Below are 26,040 nucleotides of genomic sequence, written 5' to 3'. Positions count from 1 at the left end.
CATAGTTCATCTCCTTTGTTGCAGTAAATGCTATCAAAGGAGCGGCATCAAACCGTGACAGGTCCACTTGTGCTTCTTGTTCGATTATCTGCAAACGCTTGATGCAGCAAACGCTCCACCTCGTTTTCATCATCAACTTCAACTGCAAACACACAACGGAACGGCAACGGCACACTTGTATTATCAAGCGAACGTAATCGTTGTTCCAAATTAGTAGTCCTACCAATCTTCACATAGTTTTCGAACGCTGAATTTACGAGAACGTATACGACACCCAATTTGCACACTCCAATAGCAACCTAAAACGCTACAGATATGCTAAAATCACTAAACCATAACGTCAACACACACTGCATCTGCTTCAATTCTGCTACGCATAAAAAAAGGGCTGCGAAATACGCAACCCTTTGTTTTATATGGTAAATTCGAAGGTTCGAACTTAGCGCTTGGAGAACTGGAAGCTCTTACGCGCTTTGGCCTTACCGTATTTCTTACGTTCCACAACGCGGCTGTCGCGTGTCAGGAAGCCTGCGGCTTTCAATGCGCCACGCAGCGAGGGTTCATACAGTTGCAGAGCTTTGGAGATGCCGTGCTTAACCGCACCCGCTTGACCGGACAAGCCACCGCCTTTGACGGTTGCGTATACGTCAAATTCACCTTCAACGCCGGCAACCGTAAACGGCTGGCGCAGGATCATTTGCAGAACGGGACGTGCAAAATATGCATCTTGCTCTTTGCCGTTCACAGTCACTTTGCCGGAACCAGGCTTGATCCAAACACGAGCAACAGCGTCTTTACGCTTGCCAGTCGCATAGGCACGGCCAAGTTCATCACGAACAGGTTCGCGAGGCGCAGCAGTTTCAACAACAGCTTCGACACCAGCAACGGCGGTCAGCTCTTCGAGAGAATTGATTTGATCAGCCATTGTTTAGCTCCGGGTGTTCTTGGAGTTCATGGATTTCACATCCAACACTTCTGGCGCTTGCGCCTCGTGGGGATGCTCGGACCCGGCATATACACGCAAGTTGGTCATAACTTGGCGTGACAGACGGTTGCCTGGCAGCATACGCTGAACCGCTTTGGTCACAACGCGCTCGGGGTGTGCACCCTCGAGGATCTCGCCAGCCGTGCGGGATTTGATCCCACCTGGGTGGCCAGTGTGCCAATAGTAGTTTTTGTCCGTGCGTTTTTTGCCGGTCAATTGGATCTTGTCCGCATTGATCACGATGACATTGTCACCCATGTCCATGTGCGGAGTAAAAGACGCCTTGTGCTTACCGCGCAGGCGCATGGCGACGATCGATGCGAGACGACCAAGCACGACGCCTTCAGCGTCGATGATGATCCATTTCTTGTCGATGTCTGCCGGAGTAGCAGAATAGGTTTTCATAGTGGTCTACCTGATGTTTGGTTGACAGATGGGCCGTATTCCGGCGCACCGAAATTCGATTGGGGGGTTATATACGTGTGCCAGACACGGTCAAGCACCATAAAGTCCATTATATTGTTTGAATTCAATGACTTGCAAAATAGGTATCAATATACCCCACATATTTTCACCTGAATGCTCCCATAATGACGGAATCTTACTCTGGAACACAAATTTCGTTTTTCACGATCGCAACGATGGTCCGGAACACCAGACCCGTCATGATGACCAGAAGACAGCACAACAACCCCGCTCCAATGATCACATGCGCCCCAGACCCCGTCAGCGTGGCGAACTTAAAAGAGGCAATGGTCAATGCCGCGACGGGAAAGCTCAGAGCCCACCAAGGCAGCGCAAAAGGAAGCTTGGCCAGCTTTGGCAGTTGAACAGCCACCAAAATGGCAAACACATAGCCTGCATTCAACAGCACACGCGCAAAACTGTCGATCTGCCCGGTCAGGCTAAGGTATCCAAGAAACCCAACCGCCGGTGGGGCGATCAAGATCACCAAGGTCGGATACAGTTTCGCCGGAATCGGGTTGTGAAAGATAAGCCGGTTAAACACCAACGTCAGCAAAACCACCCAAAAAACTAGCCCAGCCGAGAAAAACAGCCATGAAAGCTCGACATACCCCAATTGGGCGCCAGCGATTGGGGCGATGACATTGCCCACTGCCGGAATAAACCAAGCGGGTGTCAGTTGACCGACCTCAAAGCTACGGTGGCTAATCCAGCCGGACACAACGGCGATGGTCAGCATGCCTTGCAGAGCTGCGCCGATCACCCAAACCCCATCTGCCGCATCTGGATAATGCGGCAACAAAGCCGATGACATGAGCAAAAGAGAGATCGAAATCGCCGGAAAGAAGGCAAGTCTGACTGGGTGGTTCCATTCAGCCTGAACCGCGGCGTGATACATGAATGCCTTGGCCAGATACAACAACGCAAGCACCACAAACGTGCCGATGCCGACCCACATGACCATTTTGGACGCAGCCCCCACCAATGGCCACACATCGGCAGCGCCATGCAAAGCCAGCGCGAGCCCAAACAAGCCCATGGTGACCGCAAAAAATGGAACGGGAAAGTGTTTTAGACGTGATTCAGTAGTCGCCATCGAGGTGCCCTTTCCGAACAAAAATGAACACGCCTGCAATTACATATAATTTTTGGAATATCAACAGATCATCCCTTGGGCATGTACGCGCAATCGGATGTGGTGTGAGGCCATCAAGACCGTGTCATCGCGGAGGAATGGAATAGGTCATTGTGGATCGTGCGACCGGGTCCGATTTGCCTTCGGAGTACAACAGAATATCCGTCACTGACAACGCCTTGCCTATTTTCAACAATGTCGCCTTGGCAATCAAATCCTTGCCAGCCTCGGGTTTGCGCATAAAATCAATGGAACATCCGGTTGTCACCGCCAAAGCCTGTTTCCCGATTTGGCCCATCGTGGCCACATAGGCGGCCACATCCGCAAGAGCAAACATTGACGGACCAGATACTGTTCCCCCCGGACGTAGATGGGTGTCATTAATCCGCAACCGCATCACGGTGCCAGTGTCATCCAATTGTTCGACGATGAACTGCCCTTTTATCTGGGGAAAAATTTCGTCAAGGAACGCGTTCATCTCGTCGACAGTAAATTGTACAGGCATGCTTTTCTCCATGATCTCTTATCGTTAGAGTTGCCCCAAAGTCACCGGAGGACAAGATGGCAATTTTGGAACGTCGCGACGTAAATGCGGTCGCACACTTGACGATGAATGCACCCGAGCGGCTCAACGCGCTCTCGGATGAAATGCTCGCAGCTCTCCAGAGCACCCTTGGCGAGATCAAGGATGATACATCGATACGTGCGGTTGTACTTTCCGGGACGGGCAAGGCGTTTTGCGCCGGACATGACCTTAAGCAAATGACCGCAGGGCGTCAGGCCGAAGACGGCGGCAAGGCGTATTTCAAGGACCTGTTTGATCGCTGCGCGACCATGATGATGACAATTCAAGCCCTGCCCCAGCCGGTGATCGCCCAAGTCCACGGCATCGCCACCGCAGCAGGATGCCAAATGGTTGCAACCTGTGACATGGCCGTCGCCGCCGAGGGCACGAAGTTTGGCGTCAATGGTGTGAATATTGGACTTTTCTGTTCGACTCCGATGGTGGCGTTGTCACGGAATATTGCGCGTAAAAAGGCGTTCGAAATGCTGACAACCGGAAAATTCATCGACGCTGACGAGGCAGAGAAATTAGGCCTGATCAATCATGTCGTTCCGGCACAAGATTTGGAAACCAGTGCAACTCAGCTTGCTGAAACTGTCGCGGCCAAACTGAGCGCGGCTGTGAAAATCGGGAAAGAAGCCTTTTACACCCAAGCAATGATGTCGACTCAGGATGCATATGCCTATGCTGGGAATGCGATGGTCGAAAACATGCTGTTTCGCGATACCGAGGAAGGTATTAGCGCATTTTTGGAAAAACGATCTCCTGACTGGAGCCAATAAGCGTTTCCACGTATTCAACGGTGTTTTTCCTAACTCGCGGTTAACCTTGGGGTTGAAATAGGCCACAATAAGACGGAACAGATCGTTCGTTGATGCGCTCTGGCCAGATGGCCTGCATCTATCGCGAAATGATCGTACAACGATTCGCTAGGCCTCCATTGGTCCGCCAATGGGACGCCGGTGCGCAGCTTTTCGCTTGGGGCATTTATTGCTTACCTCGCCCCCGAGCGAAAGCTGCGCCACCTAATTTTCATTATCTTTGGCATGGTTGAACGCCACACGGCATATCACTTGGCTGCCGAACGCGATTGTTTCCAATCAGTGCGCCCTCTGTTCGCGGATTTGCGCTAGGTGAGGCGCGGGTCTCGTGGCATAATGTGTAAATCGCCCATGCGATGTGACAATACCAAGCGCCTTTGAGTGGAAGTCCCTCCAACGCTGCCGGAAACCGGCGGTGCAGATGTTCCACAATGGCAGCTTGGCTATGTTCTCAAGACCTACCTTACCGATGCAGCGCGCGAGCTTAACGCTCGGCGCTGCACTGGTTGCCTCTTTCCAAACGCCCTTGGCTGTCCTATGTCGCCTACTATGACCCAAGATTTACATATCATCGGCGGCGGAATGGCCGGATCAGAGGCCGCTTGGCAGGCCGCAAACATGGGCGTATCGGTGGTGATCCACGAGATGCGGCCCAAAGTTGAAACCTTCGCACATCGGACAGGTGACCTTGCCGAAATGGTGTGTTCGAATTCATTCCGATCGGATGATCACGAACAAAACGCTGTGGGGTTGCTGCATTGGGAAATGCGGCAAGCCAACGGGATTATCATGGCAACGGCTGACAAGCATCGCCTGCCCGCTGGGGGCGCCTTGGCGGTCGATCGCGATCCATTTGCCCAAAGCGTGACCGCAGCCTTGATGGATCATCCAAATATTCGCGTGGAATACGGTGAAATCTCCGAGCTTCCGACCGAAGGCCATTGGATTATTGCGACAGGCCCTTTGACGTCTGCGGGTCTTGGGGCAGCCATCCAAAATGAAACCGGTGCCGATGCGTTGGCGTTTTTCGATGCCATTGCCCCGATTGTGTATGCCGACAGCATCGACATGGATGTGGCATGGATGCAGTCACGGTATGACAAAGGTGACACCGAAGCCGAGCAAAAAGCGTATTTGAACTGTCCGATGACCAAGGACCAATACGAGGCGTTTATCGATGCCTTGCTGGCGGCCGATAAGACCGAATTTCACGAAGGTGAAACAGCAGGATATTTTGACGGATGCCTACCCATCGAAGTGATGGCGGATCGTGGTCGCGAAACCTTGCGATTTGGCCCGATGAAACCCGTCGGTCTGACAAATAGCCACAAACCAGAAGACAAACCCTATGCCGTCGTCCAACTGAGAAAAGACAACGCATTAGGAACGCTCCTTAACATAGTGGGGTTTCAGACAAAAATGAAATACGGGGCGCAAACAGATGTCCTGCGCATGATCCCGGGACTGGAAAATGCGAGCTTTGCGCGATTGGGCGGAATTCACCGCAATACCTTTATCAATTCGCCGACGCTGCTAGACGAACAAATGCGCCTAAAGTCCCGACCCAATATCCGGTTTGCCGGTCAAATCACAGGTGTCGAGGGCTATGTCGAGAGTGCAGCCATGGGGCTTCTCGCGGGCCGTCTGGCGGCCGCTGAAATTTTGGGCCGGACATTAAACACGGCGCCGCTGAATACGGCAATGGGTGCGTTGGTGCACCACATCACGGGCGGTGCTGACGCCAAAACGTTTCAACCTATGAACGTGAACTTTGGCCTTTTTCAACCGGTTGACGGGCTTAAAGGTGGGCGGCGCGGACGCAAAGATCGCTACAAAGCCTATTCGGATCGCGCCAAAATCGATTGGCAACACTGGCTGGACGCTCAGTCAGAAGAGTAGAGGGCGCAAGATGTTTCGGACACGGTTTGCGCCTTCGCCGACGGGCCCACTGCATCTTGGTCACGCCTTTTCCGCGTGGTGCGCACATGACGCGGCCCGCGCTGCAGGGGGCGAGTTTCTGCTTCGGATCGACGATTTGGATCAATCGCGCGCCCGCACGCACTGGGAACAGCAAATTTACGAGGATTTAACGTGGCTTGGGATCACGTGGGACGGCCCGGTACGACGTCAATCAGATCATCTTGATGACTACGCGGAAGCGCTCCGCAAACTGGAAGCGCGGGGCCTCACCTATGCCTGCGCATGCAGCCGGCGCGATATCGAACAGGCCGCAGATGCGCCGCAAGAAGGAGTGCCCACGTTTGGACCTGACGGGCGTATATATCCCGGAACCTGCCGTACACTTGCCCTGCCACAGACCGACGCGCATTGTATTCGTCTTGATATGGCCAAAGCCTGCACAGTTGGGTTACCAAAATCTTTTCACGAAACAGGTCAATCGCGCCACGGGACCCATGCGCTGGAGGCGCAAACCCTTCTGCGCTCAGTCGGCGACGTTGTGCTTGCCCGACGCTCGATGGCCGCAGCCTATCATCTGGCTGTTGTCTTGGATGACAGCCAAACCCAGATCAGCCACGTCATTCGCGGCAAAGATCTGTTTGATGCCACGCCCATCCACGTCTTGCTACAATCCCTGCTGGGCCTAAGCACCCCAGAATACCATCACCACGACCTTGTTCGCGACGATGCGGGCAAACGTTTGGCCAAACGCGACGACGCGCGCGCGATCGCGAAATACCGCGCTGATGGCCTTACGCCACAAGACCTGCGGACCATGGTGGGATTGTAATTTTCCGATCATTGACCTCAAGACGCGCTTAAACCATTGGCGCCATCAATTCAGTCTCGCTGCCCTCTCTGACCGCTGTGTAAAAGCAACTGCGCCGGTTTGTGTGACATGCTGGACCCGTTTGATTCACCGTGACCAACACACAATCACGATCACAGTCCAGTCGAAAATCGACCAGTTCTTGGACATTGCCACTGCTCTCGCCTTTGATCCAAAACGCCTGACGCGAGCGCGACCAGTATGTGACGCGTCCAGTCTCCAGCGTTTGGCGGACGGCATCTTGGTTCATCCAAGCCATCATAAGAACGTCTCCGGTCTCGGCGTCTTGTGCTATCGCCGGAATCAAACCAGCTTCGTTATACTTTAAAGTGGTAGGATCAAATTCCATGACAATTCTCCTTCACGAACCCTTTGCATCTTCGGTTGCGCTCTCTATCTAGGAATCACGTGGTAAAGGAAACCGACATGTCCGGCGAAAATGATCTGATCAAGTTGTATTCAGGGCGCATTCTGGCGCTGGCAGCGGAAATTCCACATACGGATCGCCTTGAAACCCCAGATGCGACAGTCAAGAAACGCTCGCCTCTGTGCGGGTCGACGGTAACCGTCGACATCGCCCTTGCGGATGGCCGGATCAGCGCATTTGGCCAAGATGTCAAAGCCTGTGCATTGGGTCAGGCAGCGGCATCAATTGTCGGCGGCAACGTGATCGGGGCCAGCAGATCAGACATCGAAACCGCACGCGACTCGTTAAAAATCATGTTGAAACAAGACGGCCCGACTCCCCCATCCCCCTTTGAGGGACTTGAGGTGTTACGCCCTGCGCGCGAATACAAGAACCGCCATGCATCGATCATGTTGGCGCTCGAGGCGACGCTCGAAGCGTTCGATCAAGCCGAGCAAGCGCACTGCGCCTAAGTCCAGATTTGCAACCACGATAAAAAAACCGCCGCGCTTCTGACAGGAAACGCGGCGGAGTTGGTGCGTGTGCAACCATGGACCCATTTGAAGAGAGAGTGAGGCAACCCCTTCTTGGACTTGGGACAGGCAGTGTCAGTCGCGATGCATCAAAGTTGGGGACAGGATGCAGAACAAGGTCCAAACACACACGCAGGCAAATTTCTCAACAGGTTACGCAACTCCAGGCACATGCAGCGCCACAAGCAACATCACAACCAGCGCGGCGCCACCAATGGCGTCCTGAAACAATGTGTCACCAGAGTTCCGGATCACAGCTTTGATTTGGGTCATCATGGGGCGTCTCCTGCGAATTGATCTTCCGTTGCCCCTTTGTTCTCATATTCTTAACGCTGTGTAAAGAACTTTATGAGAACATTTGCGAACATGAGGGAACAAAACATTTAACCTACTGAGATTAAACGGATCGCCTGATCTTGCTCCATCAACCACAGTAGAACACGTGCCGCCTGCCCTCTGGGTGTTTCCAATGTGGGATCATCTGACAACAGCTTGCGGGCATCACTTTGGGCAACCGCCATCAGCGCCGACTGGTTTTCCAGATCGGCAATGCGGAATTTTGGCAGACCCGATTGCGCGGTGCCAATCAAATCTCCTGCGCCGCGCATTTCCAGATCGGTTTCGGCAATTTTGAACCCGTCTTCGGTCTCGCGCAATGTGGTCAAGCGTTTCTGGCCGTTTTCACTGAGCGGGGCTTGGTACAACAGAAGGCATGTCGACGCCTGTGACCCACGCCCGACCCGCCCGCGCAGCTGATGCAACTGGGCAAGACCAAAGATCTCTGCGCGTTCAATCACCATGATCGTAGCGTTGGGCACATCCACGCCCACTTCGATCACCGTCGTGGCCACCAATACCTGTGTTTCGTTGCGCGCAAACGCCGCCATGGCCGCATCTTTTTCTGCGGCTGGCATTTGTCCATGCACCAGCCCGACAACACCTTCGCCCAGCACAGCACGCAGATGCTTAAACCGGTCTTCAGCCGCCGCCAGATCAACAATTTCGCTTTCGTCCACCAGTGGGCAAACCCAATAGGCCTGTTTGCCCTCCGACACCGCTTTCTGGAGGTGATCCACCACTTCTTGCATCCGTGATGTCGACACCAACGCCGTTGAAATGGGCTGACGGCCTGGGGGCTTTTCGTCCAAGATTGACACATCCATATCGCCATATTGGGCCAACGATAACGAGCGCGGAATCGGTGTGGCCGTCATTACCAGCACGTCGGCGCCGGCGCCTTTTTTACCCAGTTCAAGCCTTTGGCGCACACCAAATCGATGCTGTTCATCCACAATCGCCAGCCGCAAATCGGCAAATTTCACATCTTCTTGAAACACCGCATGTGTCCCGACAAGAATGTGAATTTTGCCTTGTGACAAAGCGGCCAATTTTGCGGCGCGTTCTTTGCCTTTGTCGCGGCCAGTCAGAATTTCCAGCACCACCCCAGCACTTTCGGCAAGGGGCTGTAGCCCTGCAAGATGTTGGCGCGCCAAGATTTCTGTTGGCGCCATCATGACGCCCTGCCCGCCTGCCTCGACCGCGACCAGAAGTGCCATAAACGCCACGAGGGTCTTTCCGGCCCCGACATCGCCCTGTAACAGGCGGTTCATTCTCAGGTCCGTCCCCATATCGCGTGTCACATCGGCGATTGCGCGCCCCTGAGCATTTGTCGGTTGATAAGGCAAAGCCGACAAGACCTTGCGTTGCAAATTCCCTGTGGCCTCGCTGATGATACCTTTGGCGCGTTGCAACTTAGATCGCGCCAGCGCCAACGTCAGCTGGTGGGCGAAAAACTCGTCATACGCAAGCCGCGCACGTGCAGGCGTGTCTGATGCCAAATCCCGCGCATGCGCCGGAGCATGTGCCATCTGTATCGCCGTTTGCCAATCAGGCCATTTTTCTTGGGACTTTTGCCCCGGATCAATCCATTCCTCGAAGGCTGGACATCGGGCAAGTGCGGAAATCACCGCCTTGGTCATCACCTTTTGCGACACGCCAGACGTTAACGCATATACCGGCTCAAACACAGGAATACTCGCGGCATCCTCGATTGTGACGATGTGGTCCGGATGCACCATTTGCGGCACCCCGTCGAACAACTCGACGCGCCCCGAGATCAGACGCCGTTCCCCTTCCGGTAGGATTTTTTGTAAATACTCGCCACGCGCATGAAAAAACACCAGCTGAAAACTACACTGCGCATCCTCGACGTTAATCCTGTACGCGCCCCCCCGAGATCGCGGCACCAAATGGGCCCCGATTTCGACTTCGACCGTTACTGTGTCTGGCAGGCTGACCTCTAGCACAGAGTCGCGGCGTTGCCGATCAATGCCCGAATACGGCAGAGACAGCACCAGATCCTTCGGCTTTTCTATTCCGATTTGTGCAAGATGTTGTGCAGTCTTAGGACCGACACCATCAAGAGAGGTCAGGTTCGCAAAGAGCGGAAAAAGAGCTTCGGGGCGGCCAGTCATAGTCCCTCAATCAAAGATAACCACGTGTCTTCATCAAGGGTTTCCACGCCCAATTCAGCAGCTTTTTTCGCCTTGGATCCCGCCCCAGGTCCCGCGACAAGGATATCTGTTTTCCCGGAAACCGATCCAGACACTTTGGCCCCTAAGGCCTCGGCGCGCGCCTTTGCCTCGGCCCGTGTCATTTTTTCCAAAGTGCCGGTGAACACGACCACCTTGCCCGCTACCGGGCTGCCATCGGTTTTGGGGCGTTCGGCATCTTGCACTGACAAATGCGCCACAAGGGCATCAATCGACTGGCGTTCATGGTCCTGAGCAAATGCAGTCACCAAAGAACGCGCCATGACATCGCCGACACCATCAATATCCAACAAATTCTGCCAGTCGGGCCCCTCGAACTCTTTGGCGCGGACCATGGCGTTTTCAAACTCAGCCCATTGCCCGTAATGCATGGCAATCAAATTTGACGCCGCCTCGCCAACGTGGCGGATACCCAAGCCAAACAGCAAACGGCCAAAACCGATTGTGCGTTTGCTCTCTATGGCTTGAAACAGTTTCGTGGCACTTTGCGCGCCCCAGCCCTTGCGGTTCTTTAACTTGGTAAAGTTATCTGCATCCCGCGCCGCCAGTGTGAAAATGTCTGCGGGTTGGCGAACGGGTAGATCTGGATCGTCATAAAACATCTCGATCTGTTTTGCGCCCAAACCATCTATATCAAAAGCCTTGCGCGAGACAAAGTGCTTAAGCTTTTCAACAGCTTGCGCCGGGCAAATTATTCCGCCTGTACAATATCGCACGGCATCACCCGGTTCTCGAATTGCATCAGAATTACATCGGGGGCAGTTGTCCGGAAAGACGTATGCCAAGGCGTCTGTTGGTCGCTTGGACAAATCCACATCCGCGATCTTGGGAATTACATCACCTGCGCGGTAAACCTGGACCCAATCGCCAATTCGAATGTCCCGTCCGTCACGAATCTCTTTGCCTTTGCTGTCCCTGCCCTGAATATAATCTTCGTTGTGCAGCGTCGCATTCGACACAACAACACCGCCCACGGTCACCGGCGACAATCGCGCAACCGGAGATAACGCCCCTGTACGGCCCACTTGAATGTCTATGCTTTCAAGGCGTGTCCATGCCAATTCTGCGGGAAACTTATGCGCAATTGCCCAACGTGGCGTCGTCGAGCGAAACCCAAGCCGTGCCTGAAGATCAAGCCGATCCACCTTGTAGACGACGCCGTCAATGTCATATCCCAACGTCGCACGCTGGGTCTCAATTTTGCGATACTGTGCAATCAATTCGACTGGGGTGTCGCAAAGTTTTGTCAAAGGATTGATCTGAAAGCCGAGATCGGCCAGCTTTTGTATGGACCCCATTTGTGTCGTGCCAAGGGGGGCGCTCAGGTCCCCCCACGCATAGGCAAAAAACCGCAAAGGGCGCGCCTGTGTTATGCGTGCATCCAACTGGCGAAGTGACCCTGCTGCGGCGTTGCGCGGATTGGCAAAGACTTTTGCGCCGGTTTCTTGTTGTCGTGCGTTCAAAGCGTCAAAATCTGCGTGGCTCATGTACACTTCGCCACGTACCTCAAGCACCTCTGGCGCATGTGTCAGTGACTGGGGAATGTCAGATATTGTGCGCGCATTTTCTGTCACGTCTTCGCCCGTGGTTCCATCGCCACGCGTTGCCGCTTGTTTCAGAATTCCGTTTTCGTACCGCAATGACAGGCTGAGCCCATCAATCTTGGGTTCGGCGGTGAAGGCAAGCGGACCATCGTTTTGTCCCAGATACTTTCGGATACGATCCACGAAATCCGTGACGTCATCATCTTCGAACGCATTCCCAAGCGACAGCATAGGAACCGCATGACGAATCTTCCCAAAGCCATCTGACGGCGCAGCACCGATCATGTGGCTTGGGCTGTCACCACGCGTTAGATCAGGGAATGCCGCTTCAATATCAGCGTTTCGGCGCCTAAGAAAATCATACTCTGCATCCGAAATTTCAGGCGCATCTTGGCCATGATACGCGGTGTTGGCTTGCGCCAACAGGCCCGCCAAACGTTCAAGTTCGGCGCGCGCCTGCTCATGTGTCAGTTCAGAAATGTTAAGTTCGGCCGTCACCTGATCGCTCTCCAATCACATTTTATCAAGTGATAGGCGGCTGTCGCGGTGACGTCCAGTGGCAAGGTTTAGGCGCGCAAAGCCATACGCTCTTGATCGTTTTGGTCCATGGGCTGTGGATCTCGCAAGACATAGCCACGCCCCCAAACGGTTTCGATGTAATTGTGGCCATCGGTGGCTTCGCTTAGTTTTTTGCGCAATTTGCAAATAAAGACATCAATAATCTTAAGCTCTGGTTCGTCCATTCCCCCATAGAGATGGTTCAGGAACATTTCTTTGGTTAACGTCGTCCCTTTGCGCAACGATAGCAATTCAAGCATCTGGTATTCTTTACCAGTCAGATGCACCGGCTTGTCACATGCGGAAACTGTTTTCGCGTCAAGGTTGACCTCCACAAGCCCTGTTTGGATCACAGACTGGGAATGCCCTTTGGATCTTCGGATAATAGCATGAATGCGTGCGACAAGCTCCTCGCGGTGAAATGGCTTGGTCAAATAGTCATCCGCGCCAAATCCAAAGCCTTTGATTTTGCTTTCGGTGTCATCAGCACCGGACAAGATCAAAATAGGAGTATCGATCCGCGCAAGACGAAGCTGGCGCAACACTTCATGACCATTCATGTCCGGCAACCCAAGATCCAACAAAATAAGATCGTAATCATAGAGCTTTGCAAGATCGATCCCTTCTTCCCCCAAATCGGTTGCGTACACATTAAGGTTCGCATGGGTCAGCATCAGCTCGATACTTTTGGATGTGGTGGGATCGTCTTCTACCAACAGCACACGCATATTATTATCCTCATCTCTGGGCTTGTTAAGATTAACCGTGACGAAAAAAGGTTAACCCACAGTTACCGCTTAGATAAAAACTACATAATCTACCTATGGTTGTCTATACTTTTGCAACGCGGTGGCCTTAAGCGCCTCAACGCCATGGATGGACACCGCTGTCACCCATTCAGAAAACTCTTCTTCGCTTAAACCATATCTTTCCAGAGCTTCGGATTGAGAGATCAACCCGTATAGCACGCCGCGCACAACCGCAGCTTTGCGCGACGCCACCCATCGTCGTGTATTTACAGGTGGCAAATCCGCCTGTGTTAACACCTGTCCATCGGCCATTGTCACCGTTCGTGGTCGTTCCACTTTCTTCAAAAACATCACTCTATCCCTCGCAACTTGGGCTATGCTGGGACAGATCGCTTAACAGCATGTGAAACTGCCTCTTGAGAGTAGTTAGGATTTTCATATATTCTTGGCGACTTCTGATCGGAGAGACTCATGCCGCTGGATCGCGCGCCCAAACTGAATTCACTTGGTTTTGCCAAACCGCCCTCTGAAACCCGCGTGGTCGTTGCCATGTCCGGCGGCGTCGACAGCTCTGTCGTTGCCGCCAAGCTGGCTGACGAGGGCTATGACGTTGTTGGAGTTACGCTCCAGCTCTATGATCATGGTGCCGCTCTTGCCAAGAAGGGCGCATGCTGTGCCGGCATTGATATTCATGATGCCCGTCGCGTCGCCGAGGAAAAGGGCTTTCCTCACTATGTTCTCGATTACGAGAACATTTTTCAGGATGCGGTGATAGACGAATTTGCAGATAGCTACCTCGCAGGGGCAACCCCCGTGCCCTGTATCCGCTGCAATGAACGTGTGAAATTCAAGGATTTGCTGGAAACGGCCAAAGACCTTGATGCCGACTGCATGGCGACCGGACACTATATTCAGCGAAAAATGGGGCCAAACGGTCCAGAACTCCACAGCGCGGCCGACGCGTCGCGCGATCAGAGTTATTTCCTGTTTTCCACGACCCGTGAACAACTTGATTATTTGCGATTTCCATTAGGGCATTTGCCCTCCAAGGACGCCACACGCGCCTTGGCGGCCGAATATGGCTTGGCCGTCGCAGACAAACCGGACAGTCAGGATATCTGTTTCGTGCCGAACGGCGATTATGCCAGCGTCATTGAAAAACTTCGACCCGGTGCCGCCGAACCCGGTGACATTGTTGACCCGGATGGCAATGTGCTTGCGCAACACGAAGGTGTTATTCACTACACCATCGGGCAGCGGCGCGGCTTGGGCATTGGAGGGCTTTCCGAACCGCTGTATGTGGTGAAACTGGACGTTGACACCAAACAGGTCGTCGTCGGCCCCAAGTCTATGCTGGCGACCCGTGTGGTGCCTGTGCGGGAAATCAACTGGTTGGGCGACGAGCCGTTAGAGTCGCGCAAGGAATGGCACATCAAAGTTCGCGTGCGCTCTACGCGGGCACCAAGTGACGCAATTTTGCGCCCCATCGGCCCCGACAATGTCGAGGTAGAGCTGCTGACGCCAGAACAAGGCATTTCCCCCGGTCAGGCCTGTGTGTTTTATGACCCTGACAGCAGCCGCATCTTTGGCGGGGGCTGGATTTGGCGGGGGTACTAACCCCTGCCGTGCCTCACACAGCGGTCAGAGCACATCTGTACCGCTGTTGAGCAACACATAGATCCCCACCGCGACCATGGCATAGGGGCCAAGGGTCTCTAGGCGCGTTGGAACCGCGCTAAATGTGGTCGCGATCCGTGACAAAAGGATGCCCAGACCGCCAAGCCCAACGACGGCCAGTCCGGCCCCCAGCACGGCTGAAATACGATACGCTGGCAAACTGTCGGCCAGCAAAGGCGCCATGACGGCCAAACTATCCATTGAGAGGCTCAGAAACAGGGCCGTTGCGCCTAGCAGAGAACTTTGGGACAGCGTGGATGTTGCGTGTGACTGCGTGGGGGCACGAAACTGCTGTAAAATCCCCCGCAATCCAAGCACCAAGGGCACCACGCCAAGATAGCCGGCGTATTGCGTAAACCCCTGATCTGCGCCGACGGCCACCGCCATCGACACCGTCAACACAATCACTTGCGACAGCACAAATCCCGCAACAGCGCGCGGCGCCCCAAGCGTGAGCATCATTCCGGTCAACAGCGCCAGATTATCGAGATTGGTCAACACGTGCGCCGCCCCTGCCGAGACCGCAAATCCGACATGCTCCATCATCAGCCGAGGCCGTCCAAGACCGCCTTGGCCGCACGCAGGCCCGGCTGTTCCTGCCCCAGTCCCAAACGTTCCATAGTCAAAGTCATTGCCGCAGATTGCGCCGACGGGTCTTGTAAGACCTGCACCAAAGCCTGTGCGATGTTTTCAGGCACAAAGGCGGGCCCCAAAAATTCTGGGACGACACGGGTGTCTGACACCAAGTTGACCAAGGTCACTGTATCAATCAGCGCGGCCCTGCTCATGATCTGCCAACTGAGCCAGCTCATATCATAGGCGATCACCATAGGTGTCTGATTGGCGGCCAGTTCCAGAGACACGGTGCCAGATGCCGCCAGCGCCACATCTGCCGCGCGAAAGGCCGCGCGTTTGGTGGCTTGGGCGGTCTCAAAATCGGTCTGTGTCGGATCAAGCAATATCGGAGCAATATCCCAGCTTTGGGTCAGCTCACACACCATCTCCGCCACCGGAGCCGCCGCCGGCACCACGACACGTGCATTTGGTACTTTGGCGGCGACTTGGCGCATGGTCTCGCCAAAGGCCGGTGTCAGCCGTGACACCTCGCCTCGCCGTGATCCAGGGAGCGCCAACACCAGAGGCGCATCGTTGATGCCAAAACTGGCGCGAAATTCTGCCACTTCGGCATCGGTCGCGATGGGTTCACAGACCACCGGATGCCCGACAAAGTCACACCGCATACCATGGGCCCGCATATAGGGGGGTTCAAAGGGCAACAGCGCCAGAACCTGATCGATCATACGCGCCATCTTGGCAGCACGCTTGGGGCGCCACGCCCACACCGATGGGGCCACATAATGCACAGTCCGGATCGTACTGGCCGCCTTGACCTCCTTGGCCACACGAAGGCAAAAATCGGGGCTATCAATTGTCACTAGAACATCTGGTTTTGCGTCAAGAACCGCTTGGGCGGTTTGATGCATGCGTCGCTTCAAATGTCGATATTTGGGCAGCACCTCGGCAATGCCCATGACGCTAAGTTCATCCATAGGAAAGAGACTTTGCAATCCCTGCTCTGCCATCAATGGGCCGCCAACCCCGATAAATTCAATATCTGGACGGCACGAGATCAGGCCTTGCATCAGCGCCCCGCCCAGCCTGTCACCAGACAATTCGCCCGCGACAAGAAAGACCTTCATCACATCACCCGAGCGAGCAGAAACAATCCGGTTTGATCTAGTGCGGCCAGCGTGGCCTCGCGATCCAAAATCACAACCTTACCTGCCGAGACGACAATACCATCCAGCCCAGCCTTGGCAGCATTATGAATCGTCTCGGGTCCAATCGCAGGCATATCAACGCGCAAATCTTGGCCTCGCTTGGGGATTTTGACCAAAACCCCGCCCTTTTGACGTCTCAGGCGCTCGGGCGTGTCTGCAACAAATCCCAACAGCGCATCCGTGCCTTGCAAGGTCTCAATCCCAAGGCAAAGCCCGTGCGCGACGACCGCGCCCTGCCCCACATCCAAAGGCGACAACGCCAGCAAGATATCCGTGGCCCGTGCGGCATCAGACAAATGCGATGCACTTGGTTCTTCTCCAGCAATCAGGCCTTCTTGAGCGGTGATCTCTGGCATCAACTCATGAGCCCCGACGACGTTGAAACCTTGTTCCTCGAATATCGCAATAACCAAACGCAGAACCGCGTCGTCACCACTTTGAAACGCAGCCATCAGCCGCGGGGCAAGCGTCATCATTGTGGCATCAAACTGTGTGGGGTCCAAAGGTGGGCGTGCCATCCCCCCCGCAAAGACAACATCGGTAATTCCATTGGCGCGCATGTCGTCAAACAATGCACCCAACTGGTCAAAGCGATGCTCGGAAACCGGCGCCAACAGGCGATGCTCTACGCCATGAAACACCACACGCATCGCCTCTGGATACGCCTTGGACAGTTGAAACGGCAATGCGCCAGAACCAGAAAGGATCGCCAATGTCTGCATGGGTCAGCCCGGTGTCAAGAACGAACGATCCGTTTCGCCCGTTACAAATTTCACAATCTCTTGCACATAGTCGCTGTCGAATTCTTCGCCCATGCGACGTGCACGCTCCTGAAATGCGCCCTCGCCCTGTGCGAGCATCTGGAACGCCGCGCGCAATGCGGTGATATCAGACCGGTCCACGCCACGGCGCTTGAGACCGACAAGATTAAGACCATCCAGTTGCCCGCGTGGCCCCTGCACCAACCCAAAAGGAATCACATCGTTGGTCACCATCGACACAGCGCCAATGATGGCCCCGCGCCCGATGCGCACAAACTGGTGGATGCCAGACAGGCCCCCGATGATCACGTCGTCTTCGATGATGCAATGTCCCGCCACAGCAGAGGAGTTCACCACAATCACGCGATTTCCAAGAATGGCATCATGCGCGATGTGGCATCCCGCCATAAACAGACAATCATCCCCCACACGGGTGACGCCGCCGCCGCCCTCGGTGCCAGGGTTCATCGTGACATGTTCACGGATTCGATTGCGTTTGCCGATCACCAGCAAAGAGGCCTCGCCGTTGAACTTCTTGTCCTGTGGAATTTCGCCAATCACCGCAAAAGAAAACACAACCGTGTCTTCGCCGATCTCGGTCTGTCCTGTGATCACCACATGCGACTTTAGTTCGACGCGGTCATGCAAGACAACCTGCGGACCCACCACACAGAACGGCCCAATCACACAGTCGGCACCGATTTTGGCCCCGTCTTCGATCACTGCAGAAGGGTGAATGCGGGCCTGATCAGAAATGGCCATATCGGCTTACTCCTTGGGAAGATCCATCATGGCAGTAAATTCGGTTTCACAGGCCATCTCGCCATCAACAGACGCAACGCCACTGAATTTCCAGACCTTTGCGCCCGGCTTGCCGCGCACAGTCGTCAATCGCATTTCCAAACGATCTCCTGGCACGACCATGCGGCGGAATTTGCATTTGTCGATGGACATGAAATAGACAAGCATATTCTTGTCAGCCATATCCAAAGCCGTTCCGACCATCACCGCCGCAGTCTGCGCCATTGCTTCGGCAATTGTGACGCCGGGCATGATGGGCTTTCCAGGAAAGTGTCCCTGAAAATGCGGTTCGTTCATTGTGACATTCTTGATGCCCGTCGCAGTTTTATACCCGTCGATATCAATGACTTTGTCGACCAATAGAAACGGATAGCGATGCGGAATGATCCGTTGGATCAGATGAATATCTGCTGTCTGCAATGTCTCGGACATCAGGCGCTCCTGCTACGTGTCTGTTGTACTTGAAGATAGCCCTAACAATCCCAGCCCAATTGGGCAAGCAAGTCAGGGGATTTGACGAAGCCCGGCCCCATCGCCAATGGCCAAATTCAGCCGAGCAATAGCACGATCCGTAATATCAATTGCATCATTTGACGCAAGAACCGTGCGACGTTCCATAATCACAGACGCCCCTGCATCTTGCATCAATTCGACAAGGATGGGGCGTGTGGCATTGACAAAAGCAACCTGTTCTTGGTCGCGCAGCTGTTCGATCTTGCCAGCCTTCGTGTCTTGGATGCGCCGGATATCTTGGACGCGCACATCAAAGGCATCCGCAACAGCGCGAAAATCCTGTGCCGTCATCTGTTTGCGTTTCTCGGTTAACGCCTTTTCTTCCGCAGTCAGCTCTGCTTCGATCTTGCGATTTTCCGCCAACAGAATGGATTGGGCGGCTTCGATCTCACGCCCCACACGCAACCCGAACTCGGATTCTGCAAAGAGGCGATCAGACTCGACCGTAAGAATGGCAGAGACTGTCACATCTGACGTTTGCGAAACGACTGTGGTGCTAACCAGAAAACTGGCCAGCACCACAAACAAAATATGAAGTTGTCGCGTCATAGACACCTAGAACTGCGCGCTGATAGTAAAGTCAAAGTTCTGTTCAACGTCATAAGTCTCTTTTCTCAGAGCCTTGGTAAAGTTGAAACGAAGCGGACCGATAGGCGTATCCCAGAACAAGGAAACACCGATCACGTGACGCAGACTAAAGTCTTCGTACAGCACATTCGCGGATGAGTTATCCAGCCCCCACAAAGAGCCAACATCATAGAATACGCCACCATTGATCCCGTATTCTTCGGGCAAGCCCAAAGGAAACTCTGCTTCAAAGCGTGCGACCGCAAAATAGTTACCACCCAACGCATCGTCTTGGGTTGCTGTCACACCGCGTTCACGTGGGCCGATCCCAAACGGTTCAAAGCCACGCATTTTTTGCGAGTTCAACACAAAACGGTCGGTGATACGGCTGTCTCGGTTTGGCGAGTAAAGCGCGCCACCTTCAAACACAGCGCGCAACGTGATCTCTTCGTGATAGACTCGGGTTTGCGCGACAGCTTTGGCAGTAGTCTGGATGAACTCATAGTCGCCGCCCAACCCGCCGAAGTCTTGGCCAAACTCAAGCAGAACACCGCTATTTGGATCAAGACCGCGATCGCGTGTGTCATAGCGATAGCTATACCCCAGAGAGCTTTTCCAAATGTCGCCAGTGGCCGCTTCCGAGTCAATAATTGATCCTGGAATGGCTTGCGAGGCTGCGATCTGAAGCTTTTCGTTCTTACCGGTGTACTTCAAGGTCAGATTGCCAAACTCGCTGACTGGGAATGACAGCGAAGGCGAAAATTCCCCAACTGTGTTGCTAAAGCGGACCTGATCAGGTTCGGCTTCTTGATACCGCAGCACCAAACCGAATGCCAAATCCCGACCCAGCAAGAACGGCTCGACAAAAGTAAAGGCATAGTCATCCAGCTCGGACGCAGTCGCGAACGACAGCGACAGTTTCTGGCCGCGACCAAGAAAGTTATTCTCGGAAAACTTAACGATGATGCCGATACCGTCGTTGGTTGAATATGTACCACCAAACGACAGTGACCCAGTGGGTTTCTCGACAACATCGACATCCACAACAACCTGATCGGGTGACGACCCCTCACGCGCATTCACTTCGGCGTTCTCAAAGAAGCCCAAGGCGCGGATACGCTCGGCACTCTCGCGGATTTCACGCGGGTTAAACGGGTCACCTTCTACAATGCGGAATTGTTGACGGATCACGCGGTCAAGCGTCGCCGTGTTACCCTCGACATCAATACGTTCCACAAAAATGCGCGGTCCACGCACGATCGCAAATTCGATGTCAAGCGAAAGATCGCGTTCATTGCGCGTGATCCGTGGATCGACGCGGACAAAATCGAGACCTTGCTTAAGCGCCAACCGCTCAAGACGCGCAATCGAGCTTTCGATCAGCAGCGGGGAATATACCACGCCAGGTTTGATCTTGAGTGCGTCCAGATATTCGGACGCGACCGCACCTTTGACTTCGCTCACAGCAGAGATTTTTCCGAATTTGAATTGCTGACCTTCCTGGATATTGAAGGTGACAAAATATCCGTCACGTTCGCGGGCCAGTTCCGCGTTTACGCCGGTGGTTCGAAAGTCAACAAATCCACGTGACAGGTAAAAATCACGCAACACTTGCTTATCAAACTCGACACGGTCGGTCACGAAAGTGTCCTGCTTGATCAACCCGCGCAAAAGTCCGGCTTGTTTTGTGCCGAGAACACGGCGCAAACGGCGATCCGAAAACTCTTTGTTTCCGACAAAGCTGACACGTTCAATCTCGGTGACGCCACCTTCAAAAATTTCGAATACAAGGTCAGCGCGGTTTTCACTGCGACGGATCACACGTGGGGTCACACGTGCAGCCATACGCCCCTGCAAGGAATACGCCTCGGCAATATTGGCCGCATCGCGCTCTGCAATGGACGGGTTCAAAACATGTCTGGACTGGGATTGGATCATCCCTGCGAGCGCATCATCCTTAAGACGTGCGTTGCCTTCAAACCGGATCAAGTTGATCGTGGGAAATTCTTCGACTTTGATTTTCAAAGACGTCCCCGACGGTGTGATTTCCACAGTTTCAAACAAGCCGCTGGCCAAAATGCGCTGATACGCGCCATTCAAATCGCCTGCGCTGACCGTCTGGCCCTTTTTGATTCCCGCATAGTTGAGGACCGCAGCAGATTCGATCCGCTGGTTTCCCTCAACATTGATTGTATTGAATTGATAGTTCTGCGCCAAAGCAATACCTGGCAGGGCAAGCAAAAGCGCTGAAATTAATAGAAAAATAGCGAAACTACGCTGTGTTAATTTGGTGGTTTCCTGGGCCTGCACCCGTGTCACCGCTCTTTTTTGTTTGGTCATTCCCAAATCCTGCAAGACATCCCGGTTGGGTCGTCACTAGCGGGTCAGGCCCCCGATGTCAAAATGGCAAAAGCCGCACCGACAAGATTAACAATGAAGTGAGTTATCCACAGCACTATCCACAGGCCAACAATATTGCGCGCGACACACAAAAATGCGCCGCGAAATCAGATGCTTCTACTGGGGAGACCGCTTAAAAGTGGCCCAAAGACCCAAGATAGGCCGCAAGCATCAAGCCAGATACAATCGCTGCAAGAAACAACAATCTGTCCCAGTTGATGTCGATCAGCAATCCGATAGCGCGATAGCCCTGATGAATGGTTTGCATGGTCTTAACCCTTGTTTGGTCTTGGTCCTATGCCCCAACCCTATTGACAGAATGGGGCGGGAATGGGGCAAGGGCATGACCGACCTGCGACAATCGCCGCAGGTCTATGCGGATCACGATACGCTTATGGGCAAAACAGATCGTTGGTCAGACCAAAGGTCATCATCCCAAGCACAATTACCAAGCCAATGGTCATAAGCACCCGCACAACACCATCACGCGGTGGGCGCCCTGCAATCGCTTCATAGGCATAAAATACCAGATGCCCACCGTCCAACATCGGGATGGGGAACAGGTTCAACATACCAATGGCTGCAGAAAGTACCGCAATGAACCAGATAAAGCTCTGGGCGCCTTGACTGGCCATGGCACCAGACGTTTGCGCAATGCCAACCGGGCCAGACAAGTTGCAGGTGCTGATCGCGCCTGTGATCATATGATACAGGCCGGAAATCGACCCGCGAATAATGGTGCCCGTCTGACGTACTCCGCCCCAGAGGGCATCGCCAGCGCCTATGCTTTGGGTTGCAGGATCAAATGCCAATCCTCCGCCGATTCCGATGCGCCAATGGGTCTTGAACCCGCCATCAGGTTGCGGTTCATCCACACGTCGCGGTGTCAAAGAAAACTCGTGCGTGGCCCCTGCCCGCCATACCGTCAAAAGCACAGTTGCGCCCGCACCGCCTTCAATTTCGGCTTTCAACTCGGAAAACCCTTGAATCGCGGTGCCATTCACAGCTGTGATGACATCCCCCTGTTCCAAGCCCGCAGTATACGCCGCAGATTGGGGCGCAAGATGCAACACAATGGGTGGATACAGATACGGACCTGTGGCCTCGACTGCTTGGCCGTGACGCAGCACATCATAAGACAGTGACTTCTGAATAGGCAGCGCTGTGGTGAACGCTTCAAATTTTTCAGGCTCATCGAACCCCGGCACGGCTTGACCCGAAATCGCAGTGACCTCATCACCTTCTTGTAATGTGTATGCAGGCGGCGGCAGATCACGCAGATCGCCCACAATCAGGGTATCTCCGATTTGGCCGCGCGACAAAAAGATCGCACCGAACACCAAGATGGACAGAATGAAATTGAACACAGGCCCCGCCAGCACTGTCAGCGTGCGTGCCCACAAAGGCGCACCATGCATGGTTTGACGACGCTCGGCATCGCTCATTTCATCCATGGCCTCGCCGTCTTTGCCGCTGGCCGCGTTCGCATCGCCTTTGAACTTTACATAGCCGCCCAGTGGAAACGCCGCGATTTGCCATTTCGTGCCCCGCTTGTCATAGCGCGACCACAACACCGGACCAAAGCCCAAGGAAAAGACATCAGCCCCAATTCCGGTCCATCGCCCAACAATATAGTGCCCGTATTCGTGGATCGCGACGATCACCGAAAGCGCAACAATAAATGCCATCACAACCCAAAACGTGCTGCCAAAGCCCGAAATCAAACTCAAAATATCCACGTGTCGTCCTATTTATTGTCGCGTTGCCATGATGGCATCGGCGCACTTGCGTGCGAGATGGTCCGTTTTCGACACGGTATCAAGTGTCATTTCGTCATTAATGAGGCAGGCATCCGATGACATTTGCGCGAGCACCTCTTCGACGACTTCGGCCATCTGCAAGAATCCGATGCGCCCATCCAGAAACCCGTCCAAGGCGCATTCTTTGGCCGCATTAAACGCAGCACCGCTGTGCCCGCCCATGGCGAGAACCTCGTGCGCCAAACGCAGCGCAGGATAACGTGTCATGTCAGGATCCCGAAACGTCAGTTGCCCAAGCTTGGCAAGGTCCAGCCGTTCGACCGGAAGGGTGCGCCGCTCTGGCCAATGCAAGGCATAGCCGATGGCATGGCGCATATCGGGTGGTCCCACATGCGCCATCAACGCGCCGTCCGTAAAGCCAACCAACGCATGTACCATAGATTCCGGATGCACCAACACTTCGATCATGTCATGCGGACATCCAAAGAATTCTTTGGTTTCAATCACCTCAAGCGCTTTGTTAAACATTGACGCACTGTCAATTGTGATGCGCTGGCCCATGTTCCAATTGGGATGGCTTGACGCCTGAGCCGGCGTGGCGTGCGCCATATCTTCAAGGCTCCAGTCGCGAAAGGCGCCTCCGCTTGCGGTGATGATAATGCGCTCGACAGCATCAAAATCTTCGCCCACCAATCCTTGAAAAATCGCCGAATGCTCACTGTCGACGGGCAAAATGCGCGCATTGTGATCCCGCGCGGTTTGCATGATCAGTGGCCCTGCCGTCACCAAGGATTCCTTGTTTGCCAAAGCCAATGTCGCGCCCTGCTCAAGCGCCCGAAGCCCTGGCGCAAGTCCGGCCGCACCAACGATGGCCGACATCACCCAATCACTTGGCCGCGCGGCAGCGTCTTCAATCGCCTGCGCCCCTGCGGCCACCGCGACCTCGCTGCCCGCCAGCGCGTCGCGCAGATCGCCCAACAATTCTGGATGGGCCGTCACCGCGACATCCGCCTTGAGCGCCCGCGCATCTTTCGCCAACTGCGCAATATTGCGCCCGCCCGTCAAAGCCACCACGTCATACGCATCGGGATCACGCGCAATCAGATCAATTGTATTTTGCCCAATCGACCCCGTCGCACCAAAAATTGAAACCTGTCTCATCAATGCCCCGCAGGAAGGCCCACAACCACGCCGAAAATCAGCACCAACAATGCAGCCCCCATCATGCCATCAAACCGATCCAATAATCCCCCATGTCCGGGGATCAAATTCGAACTGTCTTTGATTCCGGTGCGGCGCTTGATGGCGCTTTCTGCGGCATCCCCCATTTGCGAGGCGAACGCTGTCAGAACACTCATCATAACCAGCATGGGTCCACCGAAATACGCCCCGACAAGAGCCGCAACAACCCAGCCACCAATTGTGCCAGACCATGTTTTCTTAGGCGACACCTTTGGCCAGAATTTCGGCCCGCCAACCACACGCCCGACGAAATACCCTGCGACATCCGTCGCAATCACGACCAGAACCAGCCAGAGAATCCATTGAATGCCGCGCACATCGCGCAATACGATCAATCCAAAACACGCCAGCATAAGAGCCGCAACATATGCGGCATAGATCATCCGATCTTTTGAGAGTTGCGTCGCCCCCACAATGGCCGGTGCAATCAAAACCGGTAGCACGGCCTGACCAGGTAACAATGTCGCAATATAAATCGCAAACCCAGCCAAGGCACCCATCGGGATATGCAGGGCTGGCCGATCGGGCGCCATCATGCGGGTCAGTTCCCAGACCATTCCACCGCCCACCAAGGCCACAAGCGCAAAAAACCATGCGCCGCCAAGCCAAACGGCCAGAATTCCAACCAGAGCCATGACAGCCGCAGAGCCGACACGCGCCGGTAAATCGCCCCACTTTCCTGAAGATGCGTTCATGGTTTTACCCCCCCGAACCGACGATCTTTGGATCCAAAAGAGGACACCAGTTCATGGAACACTTCTGCAGAAAAGTCCGGCCATAGGGTCTCTATGAATTCGTATTCGGCATAGGCGGATTGCCACAGCAAGAAATTGGAAATACGCGCTTCACCACTGGTTCTAATTACCAGATCCGGATCAGGTAAAACATGTGTATCCAGATACTTAGGCAGGGTTTCTTCATCTACATTTTCTGGCAACAGCGTCCCGTTGGCCACATCTTGCGCAAGCCGCTTTGTGGCGCGTGCGACCTCGTCGCGTCCCCCATAGTTCAGGGCAATCGTTAGGTTTGTACCGGTGCAATGCGCGGTCAGAACTTCGGCTTCATCCATCAGCCCGCGCAGCTTTTTGTCCAGCTTGACGCGGTCACCAATAAACCGGACCCGCACGTTCTTTTTGACGAACTCTTGCATTTCCTTAAAGATATAGCGCCGAAACAGGCTCATCAATCCAGAAACTTCGATTTGTGTGCGCTTCCAGTTTTCGGTCGAAAACGCGAAAATCGTTAGGTACTTAACGTGATTTTCCGGGCAGGCCTCGACGATTTCACGCACACGGCGCGCACCGGCGTGATGCCCGAAAAGGCGCGGACGCCCACGCGCCTGCGCCCAGCGTCCGTTGCCATCCATAATGATCGCCACGTGACGGGGACCGGTGTGTTTCTCAGTCTCTGAACCCATGTCCGGCCCCTTTTAAATCG

28 protein-coding genes are annotated in these 26,040 nt (G+C 54.2%); 5 read left to right on the top strand and 23 right to left on the bottom strand.

Annotation, left to right across the window (positions count from 1 at the left end; translation table 11 throughout):
• Positions 1-47 precede the first annotated feature (47 nt).
• The 5 genes from FAP39_RS10365 to FAP39_RS10345 form a co-directional block, all read right to left on the bottom strand.
• On the bottom strand, positions 48-287 hold the full coding sequence (locus FAP39_RS10365) for a GIY-YIG nuclease family protein (RefSeq protein WP_425471419.1): 240 nt from the start codon (positions 285-287) through the stop codon (positions 48-50).
• Between the two features lie 152 nt (positions 288-439).
• Positions 440-925: a 30S ribosomal protein S9 gene (gene rpsI, locus FAP39_RS10360; RefSeq protein WP_138016326.1), complete on the bottom strand. Its 486-nt coding sequence runs from the start codon at positions 923-925 to the stop codon at positions 440-442.
• Positions 926-928: 3 nt separating this feature from the next.
• On the bottom strand, positions 929-1,390 hold the full coding sequence (gene rplM / locus FAP39_RS10355) for a 50S ribosomal protein L13 (protein WP_138016325.1): 462 nt from the start codon (positions 1,388-1,390) through the stop codon (positions 929-931).
• Positions 1,391-1,586: 196 nt separating this feature from the next.
• Positions 1,587-2,546 (bottom strand): SLAC1 anion channel family protein, encoded by a 960-nt coding sequence (locus FAP39_RS10350; RefSeq protein WP_138016324.1) that lies wholly within the window; start codon positions 2,544-2,546, stop codon positions 1,587-1,589.
• A 124-nt stretch (positions 2,547-2,670) separates the two neighbouring features.
• The gene (locus FAP39_RS10345; RefSeq protein WP_138016323.1) at positions 2,671-3,090 is read right to left on the bottom strand and encodes a PaaI family thioesterase; all 420 of its coding nucleotides are present in this window, start codon (positions 3,088-3,090) and stop codon (positions 2,671-2,673) included.
• A gap of 56 nt (positions 3,091-3,146) precedes the next feature.
• Between FAP39_RS10345 and FAP39_RS10340 the strand changes: the two genes are divergently transcribed.
• The 3 genes from FAP39_RS10340 (at position 3,147) to gluQRS (ending at position 6,720) form a co-directional block, all read left to right on the top strand.
• Positions 3,147-3,932, top strand: a complete 786-nt coding sequence (locus FAP39_RS10340) for an enoyl-CoA hydratase (protein ID WP_138016322.1) — start codon at positions 3,147-3,149, stop codon at positions 3,930-3,932.
• Between the two features lie 588 nt (positions 3,933-4,520).
• On the top strand, positions 4,521-5,870 hold the full coding sequence (gene trmFO, locus FAP39_RS10335; protein ID WP_138016335.1) for a methylenetetrahydrofolate--tRNA-(uracil(54)-C(5))-methyltransferase (FADH(2)-oxidizing) TrmFO: 1,350 nt from the start codon (positions 4,521-4,523) through the stop codon (positions 5,868-5,870).
• Between the two features lie 10 nt (positions 5,871-5,880).
• Positions 5,881-6,720 carry a tRNA glutamyl-Q(34) synthetase GluQRS gene (gene gluQRS, locus FAP39_RS10330; protein ID WP_138016321.1) on the top strand — a complete coding sequence of 280 codons (840 nt, stop codon included), beginning with the start codon at positions 5,881-5,883 and terminating at the stop codon, positions 6,718-6,720.
• 28 nt (positions 6,721-6,748) lie between these two features.
• On the opposite strand, the gene hisI is transcribed toward gluQRS, so the two are convergent.
• Positions 6,749-7,108 (bottom strand): phosphoribosyl-AMP cyclohydrolase, encoded by a 360-nt coding sequence (gene hisI / locus FAP39_RS10325; RefSeq protein WP_138016320.1) that lies wholly within the window; start codon positions 7,106-7,108, stop codon positions 6,749-6,751.
• Positions 7,109-7,185: 77 nt separating this feature from the next.
• Between hisI and FAP39_RS10320 the strand changes: the two genes are divergently transcribed.
• Entirely contained in the window at positions 7,186-7,638 is a 453-nt protein-coding gene (locus FAP39_RS10320) for an iron-sulfur cluster assembly scaffold protein (RefSeq protein ID WP_138016319.1), read from the top strand.
• A 213-nt stretch (positions 7,639-7,851) separates the two neighbouring features.
• Here FAP39_RS10320 and FAP39_RS17890 read toward each other — a convergent pair whose 3' ends face one another.
• The 5 genes from FAP39_RS17890 to sciP form a co-directional block, all read right to left on the bottom strand.
• A complete protein-coding gene (locus FAP39_RS17890; RefSeq protein ID WP_281280251.1) occupies positions 7,852-7,974 on the bottom strand; it encodes a hypothetical protein in 123 nt (40 codons plus the stop codon).
• A 107-nt stretch (positions 7,975-8,081) separates the two neighbouring features.
• A complete protein-coding gene (recG, locus tag FAP39_RS10315; protein WP_138016318.1) occupies positions 8,082-10,172 on the bottom strand; it encodes an ATP-dependent DNA helicase RecG in 2,091 nt (696 codons plus the stop codon).
• Positions 10,169-12,292: an NAD-dependent DNA ligase LigA gene (gene ligA, locus FAP39_RS10310; RefSeq protein WP_138016317.1), complete on the bottom strand. Its 2,124-nt coding sequence runs from the start codon at positions 12,290-12,292 to the stop codon at positions 10,169-10,171. The genes recG and ligA overlap by 4 nt, the downstream gene beginning before the upstream one ends.
• Before the next feature lie 68 nt (positions 12,293-12,360).
• Positions 12,361-13,080 carry a response regulator transcription factor CtrA gene (ctrA, locus tag FAP39_RS10305; protein ID WP_138016316.1) on the bottom strand — a complete coding sequence of 240 codons (720 nt, stop codon included), beginning with the start codon at positions 13,078-13,080 and terminating at the stop codon, positions 12,361-12,363.
• Between the two features lie 93 nt (positions 13,081-13,173).
• Entirely contained in the window at positions 13,174-13,452 is a 279-nt protein-coding gene (sciP, locus tag FAP39_RS10300) for a CtrA inhibitor SciP (protein ID WP_138016315.1), read from the bottom strand.
• 120 nt (positions 13,453-13,572) lie between these two features.
• Between sciP and mnmA the strand changes: the two genes are divergently transcribed.
• Positions 13,573-14,718 (top strand): tRNA 2-thiouridine(34) synthase MnmA, encoded by a 1,146-nt coding sequence (gene mnmA, locus FAP39_RS10295; protein WP_138016314.1) that lies wholly within the window; start codon positions 13,573-13,575, stop codon positions 14,716-14,718.
• Between the two features lie 24 nt (positions 14,719-14,742).
• Here mnmA and FAP39_RS10290 read toward each other — a convergent pair whose 3' ends face one another.
• The 12 genes from FAP39_RS10290 to FAP39_RS10240 all read right to left on the bottom strand — a co-directional run bounded on the left by FAP39_RS10290 (position 14,743) and on the right by FAP39_RS10240 (position 26,020).
• Positions 14,743-15,324 carry a hypothetical protein gene (locus tag FAP39_RS10290; protein ID WP_138016313.1) on the bottom strand — a complete coding sequence of 194 codons (582 nt, stop codon included), beginning with the start codon at positions 15,322-15,324 and terminating at the stop codon, positions 14,743-14,745.
• Complete coding sequence (gene lpxB / locus FAP39_RS10285; RefSeq protein WP_138016312.1) at positions 15,324-16,478, bottom strand: lipid-A-disaccharide synthase; 1,155 nt, start codon at positions 16,476-16,478, stop codon at positions 15,324-15,326. Before lpxB ends, FAP39_RS10290 begins: the two co-directional genes overlap by 1 nt.
• Complete coding sequence (locus FAP39_RS10280) at positions 16,478-17,281, bottom strand: LpxI family protein (RefSeq protein ID WP_138016311.1); 804 nt, start codon at positions 17,279-17,281, stop codon at positions 16,478-16,480. Before FAP39_RS10280 ends, lpxB begins: the two co-directional genes overlap by 1 nt.
• A gap of 3 nt (positions 17,282-17,284) precedes the next feature.
• Entirely contained in the window at positions 17,285-18,082 is a 798-nt protein-coding gene (gene lpxA / locus FAP39_RS10275; protein ID WP_138016310.1) for an acyl-ACP--UDP-N-acetylglucosamine O-acyltransferase, read from the bottom strand.
• Positions 18,083-18,088: 6 nt separating this feature from the next.
• Positions 18,089-18,553: a 3-hydroxyacyl-ACP dehydratase FabZ gene (gene fabZ / locus FAP39_RS10270; RefSeq protein ID WP_138016309.1), complete on the bottom strand. Its 465-nt coding sequence runs from the start codon at positions 18,551-18,553 to the stop codon at positions 18,089-18,091.
• Positions 18,554-18,625: 72 nt separating this feature from the next.
• The gene (locus FAP39_RS10265; protein ID WP_138016308.1) at positions 18,626-19,183 is read right to left on the bottom strand and encodes an OmpH/Skp family outer membrane protein; all 558 of its coding nucleotides are present in this window, start codon (positions 19,181-19,183) and stop codon (positions 18,626-18,628) included.
• Between the two features lie 6 nt (positions 19,184-19,189).
• Positions 19,190-21,541: an outer membrane protein assembly factor BamA gene (gene bamA / locus FAP39_RS10260; protein WP_138016307.1), complete on the bottom strand. Its 2,352-nt coding sequence runs from the start codon at positions 21,539-21,541 to the stop codon at positions 19,190-19,192.
• Between the two features lie 193 nt (positions 21,542-21,734).
• Positions 21,735-21,869, bottom strand: a complete 135-nt coding sequence (locus tag FAP39_RS17885) for a hypothetical protein (protein WP_281280250.1) — start codon at positions 21,867-21,869, stop codon at positions 21,735-21,737.
• A gap of 124 nt (positions 21,870-21,993) precedes the next feature.
• Positions 21,994-23,340, bottom strand: a complete 1,347-nt coding sequence (rseP, locus tag FAP39_RS10255) for an RIP metalloprotease RseP (protein WP_138016306.1) — start codon at positions 23,338-23,340, stop codon at positions 21,994-21,996.
• A 12-nt stretch (positions 23,341-23,352) separates the two neighbouring features.
• The gene (gene dxr / locus FAP39_RS10250; protein ID WP_138016305.1) at positions 23,353-24,522 is read right to left on the bottom strand and encodes a 1-deoxy-D-xylulose-5-phosphate reductoisomerase; all 1,170 of its coding nucleotides are present in this window, start codon (positions 24,520-24,522) and stop codon (positions 23,353-23,355) included.
• Entirely contained in the window at positions 24,522-25,298 is a 777-nt protein-coding gene (locus FAP39_RS10245) for a phosphatidate cytidylyltransferase (protein WP_138016304.1), read from the bottom strand. The genes dxr and FAP39_RS10245 overlap by 1 nt, the downstream gene beginning before the upstream one ends.
• Positions 25,295-26,020, bottom strand: coding sequence for an undecaprenyl pyrophosphate synthase (locus FAP39_RS10240; RefSeq protein WP_138016303.1), 726 nt, complete (start codon positions 26,018-26,020; stop codon positions 25,295-25,297). The genes FAP39_RS10245 and FAP39_RS10240 overlap by 4 nt, the downstream gene beginning before the upstream one ends.
• Positions 26,021-26,040: the final 20 nt, after the last annotated feature.

It is taken from the genome of Shimia litoralis, from assembly GCF_005518135.1.
In the GTDB taxonomy this organism is placed as follows: Bacteria; Pseudomonadota; Alphaproteobacteria; order Rhodobacterales; family Rhodobacteraceae; genus Shimia_E; species Shimia_E litoralis.
The sequence above is the reverse complement of the archived record's forward strand: the minus strand, read 5'-3'. Positions and strand labels throughout refer to the sequence as shown.